This is a genomic window from Desulfomicrobium baculatum DSM 4028, from assembly GCF_000023225.1.
In the GTDB taxonomy this organism is placed as follows: Bacteria; Desulfobacterota; Desulfovibrionia; order Desulfovibrionales; family Desulfomicrobiaceae; genus Desulfomicrobium; species Desulfomicrobium baculatum.
Genome location: NC_013173.1, coordinates 1,054,413 through 1,066,239, shown reverse-complemented (window position 1 = coordinate 1,066,239; position 11,827 = coordinate 1,054,413). Strand labels below are relative to the sequence as shown.

Annotated in this window: 12 protein-coding genes; 3 read left to right on the top strand and 9 right to left on the bottom strand. The window is 58.2% G+C overall.

All coding sequences use genetic code 11. From position 1 onward, the window contains the following. Both DBAC_RS05010 and DBAC_RS05005 read right to left on the bottom strand, forming a co-directional pair. Entirely contained in the window at positions 1-1,239 is a 1,239-nt protein-coding gene (locus tag DBAC_RS05010; protein ID WP_015773199.1) for a molybdopterin molybdotransferase MoeA, read from the bottom strand. A gap of 12 nt (positions 1,240-1,251) precedes the next feature. Continuing rightward, a complete protein-coding gene (locus DBAC_RS05005; protein WP_015773198.1) occupies positions 1,252-1,656 on the bottom strand; it encodes a winged helix-turn-helix domain-containing protein in 405 nt (134 codons plus the stop codon). Positions 1,657-1,818: 162 nt separating this feature from the next. Here DBAC_RS05005 and DBAC_RS05000 point away from each other — a divergent pair, with 162 nt between their 5' ends. Further along, complete coding sequence (locus DBAC_RS05000) at positions 1,819-2,703, top strand: formate dehydrogenase accessory protein FdhE (protein ID WP_015773197.1); 885 nt, start codon at positions 1,819-1,821, stop codon at positions 2,701-2,703. A 315-nt stretch (positions 2,704-3,018) separates the two neighbouring features. Then, positions 3,019-3,588, top strand: coding sequence for a molybdenum cofactor guanylyltransferase (locus DBAC_RS04995; RefSeq protein ID WP_015773196.1), 570 nt, complete (start codon positions 3,019-3,021; stop codon positions 3,586-3,588). 6 nt (positions 3,589-3,594) lie between these two features. Here DBAC_RS04995 and DBAC_RS04990 read toward each other — a convergent pair whose 3' ends face one another. Genes DBAC_RS04990 through DBAC_RS04960 form a run of 7 tightly spaced genes read right to left on the bottom strand, consistent with a single transcriptional unit; the run spans position 3,595 to position 10,572 of the window. After that, a complete protein-coding gene (locus tag DBAC_RS04990) occupies positions 3,595-3,909 on the bottom strand; it encodes a hypothetical protein (protein ID WP_015773195.1) in 315 nt (104 codons plus the stop codon). After that, entirely contained in the window at positions 3,906-4,385 is a 480-nt protein-coding gene (locus tag DBAC_RS04985) for a MauE/DoxX family redox-associated membrane protein (RefSeq protein WP_015773194.1), read from the bottom strand. The genes DBAC_RS04990 and DBAC_RS04985 overlap by 4 nt, the downstream gene beginning before the upstream one ends. Beyond that, entirely contained in the window at positions 4,382-5,995 is a 1,614-nt protein-coding gene (locus tag DBAC_RS04980; RefSeq protein ID WP_015773193.1) for a rhodanese-like domain-containing protein, read from the bottom strand. Before DBAC_RS04980 ends, DBAC_RS04985 begins: the two co-directional genes overlap by 4 nt. Before the next feature lie 14 nt (positions 5,996-6,009). Further along, the gene (locus DBAC_RS04975) at positions 6,010-6,552 is read right to left on the bottom strand and encodes a TlpA family protein disulfide reductase (RefSeq protein WP_015773192.1); all 543 of its coding nucleotides are present in this window, start codon (positions 6,550-6,552) and stop codon (positions 6,010-6,012) included. Positions 6,553-6,584: 32 nt separating this feature from the next. Then, entirely contained in the window at positions 6,585-7,298 is a 714-nt protein-coding gene (locus tag DBAC_RS04970; protein ID WP_015773191.1) for a response regulator, read from the bottom strand. Continuing rightward, entirely contained in the window at positions 7,298-9,349 is a 2,052-nt protein-coding gene (locus DBAC_RS04965; RefSeq protein ID WP_015773190.1) for an ATP-binding protein, read from the bottom strand. The genes DBAC_RS04970 and DBAC_RS04965 overlap by 1 nt, the downstream gene beginning before the upstream one ends. Next, a complete protein-coding gene (locus DBAC_RS04960) occupies positions 9,346-10,572 on the bottom strand; it encodes an ABC transporter substrate-binding protein (RefSeq protein WP_015773189.1) in 1,227 nt (408 codons plus the stop codon). Before DBAC_RS04960 ends, DBAC_RS04965 begins: the two co-directional genes overlap by 4 nt. A gap of 260 nt (positions 10,573-10,832) precedes the next feature. Here DBAC_RS04960 and DBAC_RS04955 point away from each other — a divergent pair, with 260 nt between their 5' ends. Beyond that, positions 10,833-11,693: a transposase gene (locus DBAC_RS04955; RefSeq protein WP_015773188.1), complete on the top strand. Its 861-nt coding sequence runs from the start codon at positions 10,833-10,835 to the stop codon at positions 11,691-11,693. Positions 11,694-11,827 lie beyond the last annotated feature (134 nt).

Below are 11,827 nucleotides of genomic sequence, written 5' to 3'. Positions count from 1 at the left end.
TTAGAATATCCAGACATCCACGTCCTGTCCGGCCGTCATGCCTTCCAGGGAGGCAGGCAGCCGCACCAGCCCGTCGGCATCAAGCATGGTCCGCAGCAGCCCCGACTTGCCGAGCCGGGGCATGGCCACGCACTCCCCGTCCCGCTCTTCAAGCCGCACCCGCACATAGTCTTCGCGGCCGGGTTTGGAGGACAGATTCGCCCCGAGCTTGGCCGGGCGCAGGATCATGCGTCCGGGATCGAAGGCTCCCGCATCGCCCCCAAGATGCACCAGAAGCGGCTGCCCGAAAACCAGCATGACGATCTGGGCGGAGGTGACCTGACCGGGGAGCCCAAGCACCGGCTTGCCCCCGACGCGGGCAAGAATGGTCGGCTTGCCGGGACTGATGGACACGCCGTGGGCCAGGATTTCGCTGTCCGCAAAGGATTCCAGGACCTCTATGGTCAGATCCCGGGTCCCGATGGAGCTGCCGCCGGAGATGAAGACCACGTCATTCTTTTCCATACTTTGGGCCAGGGCCTCCCGCAGCACTTCGCGCACATCGGGGACCAACCCGTGAACACAGCCCAGGGCTCCCGCCTGCCGGGCCATGCAGGCCAGGGTGTGGGAGTTGACGTCCCGGATTTGCCCGGGTCTGGGCAAACTGTCGACAGGAACCAGCTCGTCGCCCGTGGAGACAATGCCGCACCGAGGCTGGCGAAAAACCGTTGCCGAAAGACGGCCGATGGCGGCCATGAGCCCCACATCCTGCGGACGCAGACGCCGACCGGCAGGTACGGCCACCTGTCCCTGGCCCACATCCTCGCCCCGCAGCATGACATTTTCGCCGGGGGTCACGGTCTTGCGGATCTCAACGGTCGTATCCCCGAGCATCTGGGTATGCTCGACCATGATCACGGCGTCCGCGCCGGGCGGAAGGCTCCCGCCGGTGGCGATGCCCATGCATTCCCCGGAGTTCAGAGGGCGACTGACAATTTCATCGATGGCCGCGCTGCGGGCAAGCTCCACATAGGCGGGATTGCCCTCACTCGCGCCAAAAGTGTCCGCGGCACGCACGGCGTAACCGTCCATGCAGGAGCGGTCCAGGGCGGGGATGTCTTCGGCGGACAGGATGTCCTCGGCCAGGACGCGGCCCAGACAGTCCTCCAGGGGACAGATTTCGGAGCCCACGGGCGCGAAACCGCGCAGCAACTCACAAAACCGGGCCGGAGTGATCACCCGGAAAAAACCATGATCCATTCGTAATCCGCCTTATAAAGATGATAATTTGGTTTCCGGGTAGGCGTCGGCGTAATACTGCACTTCCTCGCCAAAGATATCCTGGGCCTTGCCCTTGGCGTAGGTCTCGATGTCGCTTTGCAGCTGCAGAAACTGCCTGGCAAGCTGACGCCCAACGGGGGTAAGCTCATAGCGCTGCCCCTTGCCCTTGATCTTCTGCACCAAAGGCTTGCCGATGCTCTCCTCGGCGGCTTTGAGTTTCCCCCAGGCCGCCCGGTACGACATCTTCATGTCCGTGGCCGCCTGCCTGAGCGACCCGCACTCCTCGATTTTCTCCAGCAAAAGAGCCCGGCCGATGCCCAGAAAAATTTTTTCGTCCCGCTCGAACCAGACATGCAAACGCAAGGTCAAGGTGCCCTCAACTTTGGACTCGGTCATGGATTCCTCCTCCTGTGATGAGGATGATGTGATTAAAATTCAAACACATATTTTGTTAAATCAAAGCCAGATACAAAACAAGCATTGTGATGTGTCAAAAGACACGTTAGGAACGGTTCCGGCCCGGATTCACACCTCGCCCTTCACCAACGGAGAATGCCCATGATCAAAGCTGTAAAAGCCCAGGAATTGCTTGCCAAGAAAATCGACTCGTGCAGAAAACGCGGCTTTTTGCCCGTGGAACTGATCGATCTGGTCGAAAAGATCTACACCCGCCAGCTCGAAGCCCGGGACAAGGCCCAGGTTCCCGCCGCCGCGACACAGGAAATCGCCGATCCGCTTCAGCACAGCCAGGGCGCGCCGCTGCTCGAAAGAGCCAATTTTCCCTTTGATAAAAGCCAGAGCCTTGATCTTTTCAACGAATTTCTGGAGCTGGCGAAATCGGTCAGCCCGGCCCTCGGCGAAGCCGCTACGGCAATCACCGCAGCCATCGCGGACAAATCCCTGGATCTGGACCTGGCCATGCAGGCGCATCTGAATGGCGACGAAGGTTTTTTCTCCACCTGGACCGCCGCCACTCCTTCCGCGCCGCGCATCCTGCCCATGCTCGTGCAGGCGGCCATGACCCCGTCCCTGGAACGCGCCGCCATCGCCCTGGAGGCCCGGACCGACCTTTCGCAGTCCTGGGACCACGGACACTGCCCCCTGTGCGGAAGCCTGCCGATCATGTCGGATTTGCGCGAAAAGGAAGGATTCAGATACAATATCTGCGGATTCTGCCACGCAGAATATCACGCGCCCCGGCTGCAGTGTCCCTTCTGTCTGGAAAAGGACATGGCCAAGCTCGAATATTATGAATCCGATGAAGAGCCCGGAGTGCGCATCAACGCCTGCAAAACCTGCAATCTGTACATCAAGCTCACGGATTTTAGAAATCTGGACCGCAGAACACTGCCCCTGGTGGACGACCTGGAATCCCTGAGCCTTGACGTGGCGGCACGGGAAAAGAAATACAAGCGCCCCACCCTCTCGGCCTGGGGATTCTAAGAGCGCTAGACAGACAGCATCTATACAACAGCCTTAACCCGACCAACGCCCGGTCCCAGCGATCCGGTTCGATCCGGGTCGGGCTCGGCAACTGTCTGACTGAGCCTGAAATCGTTTGTTTTCCCGTCGCCTCTCGCACGAAGCGCATCCGCTTGTTCGGCAGCAGCGACGGGAAAACAGTACGAGGCCGCTGAAGGAGTTTTGGCGAACCCGACCCGGATCGAACCGGATCGCGGCCTCCCTGGCTCAAGCTGTAAACCAAAAAAATGCCTCACCCGCTGCCTTCCGGCTGCGGATCGCGGTACAGGGAAAATCATGATCGGATTGGTGCTCGCTGGAGGAAAATCTTCCCGGCTCGGACAGGACAAGACCCGTGTCGTGCATGAAGGGCAGACCCTGCTCACCCGCACGGCCACGCTGCTGCAACGCCATATCGACCAGGTCTATGTCTCCTGCCGGCATGCCCCTGCAACAGATAGCCCCTGGCCTTTCATCACCGACGAGACGGAACGCATAGGACCCGCCGGAGGCATCATCACGGCGCTGCGAAAATTTGAAAAACCGATTTTCGTCCTCGCCTGCGACCTGCCTTTCATGGAGGACAGCATCATCGAACGACTCATGGACGCCCGCGAAAAGCGTCCACACGATTGCGTGCTGACGACTTGGCAGCTCAAGGATTCGGGATTCATCGAAAACCTGGTCGCGATCTACGAACCCGAATCCCTGCCCTTGCTGGAGGATGGCGTGGCCAGGGGAATCTTCAAGCTCAGCCGTCTCATCCCGGCCGAACTCCGCCATACGCTGATCTACAATGAAGACGAGCGGCGCCTTTTCTTCAACGTCAACTACCCCGCCGACCTGGAGCAGCTGCAAGGCCGCTGAAAACACCTATTTCCCGCGAACGAAATCAAGCTTTCCAACCCCCGGCACGTCCAGACGCACGTTGTCGCCTTCAAGCACGCCTTCGACCACCGCGCCGTCACGGGTGTGCACGTTGATCGCCCCGGCGCGCACGAACCAGGAAAAAGGCAGCACCTCGCCCTCGATCTCCCATTTTCCGCTGCCATCCTCGGCAAGAGTCATGACCGCGTTCACCGGCCCGCTGGGTCCTGTGTGCGACGCCTCGTAGCGCCCGGCGAGATCGGGCCGGGAGGAGCAGGACAGGCAGAGCAGCAGCATCAGAAACGGCAGTATTTTCATCACAGCCCAAGTTCCTCCGGTTTGAGCATGAAGAGCCGGTCCAGGTGAACCAGCCGGTCATAAAAATAAACATGCGCGGCCATGGCCAGCCAGGCCAGATCCCTCAGCACCGTCCACCAGGAGATGGGCTCTCCCACGCTCTGAAAGCAGCCGCAACCGATGGGCGTATCCTGAATCAGGGCCACCAGCACCGCCACGGTGAACATGACCAGCATTGCGCCGATGAGCAGGCTCGCCGCCCGCACCCTGACGCCGCCCAGCAGAAAAAGCCCGCAGACCAGCTCCAGCCAGGGCATGAACACGGCCAGAGGATTGATCAGCCAATACGGGACAATGAGATAACCGGCGATGTTGTCCGCGAATTCAGCAGGAAAATTGATCTTGTGCAGGCTGGCGTAAATGAAAACCCCGGCCAGATAGAGGCGCAGGAGCAGGGCAAGGACAGGGTGGGTCAGGAGAGCCTTCAAGCGTGAAATCATTGCGCGCCTCCGTCCAGGGCCAAGGGCGGAACGTCCTTGACGATATAGACCCGCTCATGGTCCCTGCCCAGGAATTTCGCGGCCACGATCCGATCGTAGCGACGGCTCACGCTGCGTCCGAAGACCACGATGGGCCGCTCAGGGTCCTCTGCGGTCATTTGCATCATGTAGACCAGATCAAAAAGCTGCGCCGGAACATTGACGGCTTTTTGCGCATGTTCGCGCTCGTAGAACTCACGCGGGCGGGCATCGACAAGGAGCGCGTCCTCTTTTGCGATGAGCTCCAGAGCCTCGTCCAGAGTGACGAACGGAATTTCAGGGCCGGGCGCCTCGATGAGGACGATCCCGCGCGGATTCTGCTGGTTGAACGCGAGCGCCAGGCCGAGGCTCAAAACGAGGATGAGGAAGAAATCGAACAGGCGCACCCGGGTCAGGCTCTCGGCCTTGCTGTGCACGATGCCGGCGATTCGTCTGCCCGCGGCCTCAAGCATGCTGATGTGGTCCTTGGCCGTCGTCAGCTCGTCGATGGTGCGGCGCAGCTCTTCGTTTTGCCTGGCCAGGTCATCATTCAGCGACATGATGGTCCTGAAGGAGTCGGCATTCTTGAGATGCAGGACTCCCTGGGAAACAAAAGCCTGCAGGAGGCCGTCCTCGGCGGGAACCGTCGCGCCCAGACTCTGCCCCAACAGCAGCACTCCGTACATGTTTTCGCGCAGCATGAAGAGGTAGCCCCGGTCAGGAGCAAAACCCAGCGCAACCTCCGCCAGCCCGCCCATGTCTTCGACAGGCTCGACCTGCAGGGGCTGCAGATGCTTCTCGCGGACTCCGGCCAGACACAGAAAAAACAGCCTGCCCACGTCCTGCTCGCCAAGGCCCGGCTTTGCTTTCAGGCCGCTGGAAATTTCATGGATTTGCCGCGAGGTGCGATCATGCAGCAGGAGAAGGCCCTGGGGGCGGGCGAAGTGCCCGAGCAGGGTCAGCAGAAACGTGGACATGACCTCGGCCATGTCCACGCGCAGGATTTCTCCGGAAAGGTCGCGCAGGGCGCTCAGATGATAAATCTGGCGATCAAGGGTATCGTTCTGCTTGGTCAGCTCGGCGTTGAGCAGTTCGACACGGGTGGCATAGAGCGAGAACCTGAGGCTGGTCTGAAAAAGGGTGCCCAGACCCGCTACGAGCTGCTTGTCATTCTCGTCGTAGGGACGCCCGGCGAGGCTCTCTTCCAGACCGAGCACACCATCCTGGCCGTCATCGAGAGGACAGACCAGGAGCAGCTCGCATTTTCCGGGGCAGAGTTCGCCCTGCAGCGAAGGCACGAAAAAAGAGGATTTGCGCTCCTCGCCCAGAGCGTCCAGATGCTCGCGCAGCACCTTCGCATACTCCGGAGTAAGGCTTTTTGAGAGGCTGGAGCGGGTCATGAGCTGAAATTCGCTCTGCCCCAGAATAGCCGCAAAACCGCCCCTGGCGCCCACCCCGCCCTGGGCCGAGAGTAAAAAGGCCTCCAGGATCTTGTGCGGATAACGCGCCCCGCTCAGCTCCGCAGCCGTCTCGAACAGAATCTGAAACTGGTATCTGGCGCGATCGGCATCGCTATCGGTTTGAACCGTCATCTCCCGCTCCGCGGTCAGTCGAGCAGTGTCTTGATCTGCTGGTACAGCGCGTCAATGTCCTGAATGACTCCGAGGTGGTCGTAAACCACGCTTCCGTCCGGCCGGCAGATGATGGTGTAGGGCGTAAGCGGTTCGCCCAGCACTTTGTGGGCCACGTAGTCGGGATCGCTCACGACAGGAAAAAGATACTGCCCCGTAGCCAGCAACTGCTTGACCTCGGCGTCCGTCCCGCCGGCGGCCAGGCCGAACATGGCCACCCGCCCTTTGAGCTTGCCTTTGCCAAGCCTGTTGAAAAGCGTCTTGAAGCCCGGTGACTGCTTCACGCATTGCGGGCAATACACGCCGATGATCTCGATAAAAATGAGTTCGGCGTCAAGGTCCGCAAGGGTAAAGGTCGATTTCCCCTGCAGGCCAAGCATCTCCTGTCCGGCCGGATCGAAGGGGACGGGCAGGATCAGTTCGGGCATGGTGTCGCCCGTGGCAGGCGGAGCGGCCAGGGCGGGCTGGGCCGCAAAGAAAAGAAAAAGACACAATGCGATTCGGATAAAACCTGTCATGAAAACTCCTTGGCCCCGGGCCGAAAAAAAGCCTAGGCGCAGGCCTGATCCAGGCTGTCGAAAATCTGAATCATGCGGGTCAGGCCCACTATGCCGAAAACCTTGCGGAAATTTTCGGAAAGTCCGGCCATCACAATCTCAATACCGTCCTTTTCGCTCTCCAGCACAAGCTGGGTCAAAATGGCGATACCGGCCCCGTTTACGGAGGTGTTGGGGTCGAAATGCAGCACGATGCGCTGCACCTTGGCCTCCTGGGCCTTGGCGTAGGCTTCGCGCAGATACGGTTCGCTATGGGAACTGACGCTGCCCTGGATTTCAATGACCAGCGCCCGGCCCTGCCGACTGACGCTGACCTCGTTCTGCCGGCTCTTGGCCAGCTTGAGCCGTTCCCTGGCCCGGGACAGACCCTGTTCAAGGCTCTGACGCTGGATGGGCTTGTTGATGAAATCGGCCGCGTCCAGATTGAGGGCCTGAATGGCCAGATCCATGTCGCCATGCCCGGTGATGACGATGACCTCCGTGGCGGGCGAACGCTTCTTGATCTGTTGCAGGACCTCGATCCCGTCCATGCCGGGCATCTTGATGTCGGTCAGGACGATATCGGGTTTTTCCCTGTCAAAAACGTCCAGTCCCTCTTCCCCGGATTCTGCCGTAAAGATGTCGAATCCGTACACATCCAGAAAAAGCCGAAACATTTTGAGCGTTGCCTTCTCATCATCGATGACCAGGATTTTGTCTTGCGTCATTAGGATATCTCGCTGGGTTGTGCCGGGTTCTCGTCCACTCGGCTTGCGTTATGCTCAAGCGCCTGATGACTTTCGACGCTCGGGAAACTTAAGATGAACGTTGTCCCCTGACCCGGCTGGCTGTCAATAGTAATGATTCCGCCATAATCCCGAACAATGCCATATGTTATGGCGAGGCCGAGCCCCATGCCCTTGCCGGTCTGCTTGGTGGTGAAAAAAGGCTCGAAGATCTTATTGCGGACCGAATCGGCTATGCCGGGGCCGTTGTCTGCAAAGGATGCAAAAACGCGGCCGTCCTGGGTATAGGTACGCACCAGGATATCGCCCCACATGCCGGGCTCATTTTCCATCTTCTCCTGGATGGCGTCACGGGCGTTGTTGAGCAGGTTGAAAAAAACCTGCTGCAGCCGGTTGTTGTGCCCTTTGATGTACGGCAAGCCCTCGCCCAGCTCCAGGCGGATGGTGATGCGCTGGATGGAGAACTGACGGCCGATGATGGACAGCACCCCACGGATGGGCTCGTTCATGTCCACCCGCTCCATGACCAGTCCGGACTTTTTGCCGAAGGCTCGCAGGTTGTTGATGATGTCCGTGGCCCGGTCCACCTGCTGGCTGATTTCCGTGGCCATGTCCCGGATCTGGGTTTCGGTCACCTGCCGGTTCTGCTCGATGAGCAGGTTCAGATACTCGCTGCCCATCTTGATGGCGTTCAAGGGCTGGTTGATCTCGTGGGCGATGCCCGCGCTCATTTCGCCCAGAGTCTTCATCTTGGCCGCCTGCACGAGCTGTGCGTCCTTCTCCATCATCTCGGTGATGTCGGTCACGGCCACGATCATGGCGTGAGTGCCCCCGTAGCTGATGGGGCAGGCGTGCATGTTGACGTAAAAGGGGCGTTCGCCCTTTTTGTAGTGCAGCACCTTCGGATAATAGACGCAGCCGCTGTTCGTCTGCGCCTCATTGAGAGAGTTCAGGCATTCCCGGACCTGGTCGTGTCCCAGCACCATGAAAGACACGCCCAGCAGTTCGCCCTTGGAATACTCGTACAGCTCCTCGGCTCTGGGGTTGGCGTCGAGTATCCGGTCCGTGTTGCAGTCCACGACAAAAATGGGGTCGGGGCCGGAGTCAAAGAGGGAGCGGTACTTCATCTCCGATTCCTGCAGACGCTTGCGGTAGAGACGGATGGACCAGACCATGCTCATGAACGAGTCGGCGAGCTGGATGACCTCGTCCCCCTCCCGCTTGCGATAGAAGAGACAGGTCGCGCAGACCTGGCCGGTCTTGCCCTTGGATTTGAGGGATTTGCGCCCCTGTTCATCAAAATGCCAGCAGGGCATGTTGGTGTCCTTGTAGGCCGGGCAGTTGGTCACCGCCCAGTCAAGGTCCTCGCCAAGGTCCAGATGCACATCGAAATTTCCCCGGCTGAGTTCATCCGAAATGTTCGTCAGGCGAGAAATCGGACTGGTTATGTAGCGCGAAATGCGATGGCTGACATAAAAGATGATGATGATGACCGCCGATATGAACCCCAGGAACATGAATCTGAGCTTGGAAACGAGTTTGTCGATATGCTCCTTGCTCAGGCCCACGTGCACCGTTCCAATGCGGTACAGGCCCTCGTTCATCGACACGGCGATGTCGTAGGAGGTCTGCGCTCCCACCGCGACCAGACGCACGCTGTTCATTTTTCCTTCGAGCACCGGGTTGGCAGTGCTCAAGGGGCCGGGAAAAGGCACCGTGAAGGTGTGGGAGAGAACCTTTTCGCTGCGATCGAGCACGAAGATGTAATTGATCATGTGCTGGCGTTCCCGCAGGCGCGCTTCTTCGAAAATGAGGCTGAGCAACTCCGAATAGTTCTTGTCGAGAACAAACCCGCCGCCTCGTTCGGCAATGGAGTGGGCTACTGCAATACCGCGCAGCTCCAGCTCCTTGGTCAGTCCGGAAATGAGGATCCAGCGGGCCAGGAGCGCGATGGTCACGCTGATGATGAGGATAACGGCCAGGATGGAGGCGAATATCTTGTTCTTGAGCGAAATGCGTGCGTACGGCTTCATCGGCGCCCCTCCCTGACAAGCTGCGTCCAATCGTCGAGGAGTATGAACCGGCCTTCACGCAGGCGGGTGAAGTAGACCTTGTCCATGCCCTGATGATCCTGGGGGCCGAAAGTCAGCCCGACGTCACCGCCCAGAGAAAAATCCGTCATGGAGGTGATGGCCTCCAGAAAGGATTGGCGGCTCAAATCCCGTCCGGCCCGCCGGAGTCCCTCCACGAGGACCTTGGCATTGATATACCCCTCGAACCCGACAAAGTTTGGCTCCTCGCCAGGAAAATATTTCTCCAGCAACTGCGCGAATTCCTTTGCACTTTCAGCCACGGTGCCGTCGCGACTCAGGGGCGGTGGCACGACCTGGGACATGATCACGTCCACACGACTCGTCTCGGACTGCAAGAGGTTGCGCGACAACTCCTTGGCGCCCACAAAGGAGACCATGTAAAAAATGGGTGCGTAATCGTTTTCAAGAGATTTTCTGATGAAGTTCGCGCATGGGTCCGATGTGCCGATCATGACCACGGCCTCGGCCCCGGATTCTCGGATACGCTGCAGGCCCTCGCTGATGTCATGCGTGCCGCGCACATAGCTTCCTCTGGCCACGGGCTCCAGTCCAAACCGCTTGAGCGCCAGTTCCGTACCGGTCAGACCGTCGAAGCCGAAGGCGTCGTATTGGTAGAAGACCGCGATGCGGGTCAGTTTGAGATCCTGCACCAGATGCTCCACCGCAGCGTTGGTTTCCTGATAGTACGAAGCGCGAACATTGATAAGGTAAGGCATGAAGGGTTCGCGCAGCGCATTGGCCCCGGTGAACATACCTAGCAGCGGAACCTGCGCCTCTTCCACCAAAGGCAGGATTTTGACCGTGGTCGGGGTGCCCACATAGCAGAAAAGCCCAAAGACCTGATCCTCGATGAGAAAACGCTGGGTGTTTTCCAGGCACTTCGGCGGATCGTAGGAATCGTCTCGGGTGATGACACGTATTGTCCGTCCATGCACTCCGCCCTGTTCGTTGACGTGCTGCAAATAACTCATTGCTCCGCGCAGCGTTTCCTGCCCCAAATATCCGGCGTGCCCCTGCAAGGCCAGGGAAGACCCGAAAATGACTTCGCTATCGGTCACTCCGAGCTGAACCGGGGCGAGAGGAATCTGGACCTCCGCATCCTGGCAGGACGCCAGCCACAACGCGCACAACGCCAAAAGAAGAATCCGCAATCCTCCGCGCACATCAGCCTCCTTGGGGAAATCGTTATATGCTCGGATCTTGATTAGCTAAAAAAAACAGCATGCGCCACTGAAACTCCGAGGCTTGCTCTCGCGGAGCAAGGGCTGTATTCTGTGCAAAACCATGAGTTTCCTCCTTGTGATCACGAGGCGTTATGTCTTTTGTGACAGAATCTAATCCAAACATATCTTGTCTAAATAAGATATCCGTCAAAAAGCACATAATCGTTATTACCCACAATTTTGCACAGGATTTTTCATAAATGAATTTTCAAGATTTTGAAAATATAGTAAAAAATGAAAATTCAGCAAAAAAGTTTATGTTGCAATTTTGCTGGAAAAACCATCAACGATTTTGCCCCAAATGCCGCAGCCGCAAACTCTATTCCTTGCGGGACGGCAAGCGGCGTTGCTCCCGCTGTTCGTACACCTTTCACGACTTCAGCCAGCGCTTCATAAACAACGGCAATCTTTCCGCCCAGCAATGGCTGCGCCTCATCAAACTCTTCGAACTGGAGGTGCCCACGGGCCGCATGGCGGAACAGCTCGGCATCACCTACAACACCGCCTACAAGGCGGCGACCACCCTGCGCATGGCCATCCTGGCGCATTCCCTGGACGCACGCCTGATCATCCGCTCCATCGAGGGCCTTGATTTCTCGAAATCCGGAAAATTCCATTTGGACATGAGCACGAAGACCGGTGGCCGCATGCCCGTTTTCGGCATCGTGGAACGCGGCCCGCACGTATTCGCCGACCTCATTCCCGAACTTGACGGGGACAGCATCATCCATTTCAAGATGAACTTTCATCTGAAGACCGCCAGTCTGGGCAAAATCATCTACACGGACCGCTTCAAGCAGTACGCGGCGCTGCTGGTCGGTGGCAGTCATCTGTCCGCAATCTACAACATCCGCCACGCCGACAAAGGACTGTTCATAGATTCCTCCAAGGGATTCTGGTCCTTCTCCAAGGACTGGTTCAGACGTTTGAAAGGCATCTCTCCCAGAAACTTCCCGCTTTACATCAAGGAATTGGAATTCCGCTACAATCACAAGAACGATGATATATTCTCCATCCTGGCCGAATATCTCTGCGCCATGGTGCCGGACTTTGAGGATTAAGAATCTTCTTGCACATGCTTCTTTTTTTCATGCATATGCATAAACATGAAAAAATCGGAAAACGCATCGAAAGTATCCACATCTTTCACGCAGGAATCAAAACCTTCCCGGACGCAGTCCATGCTGCCCTTTTC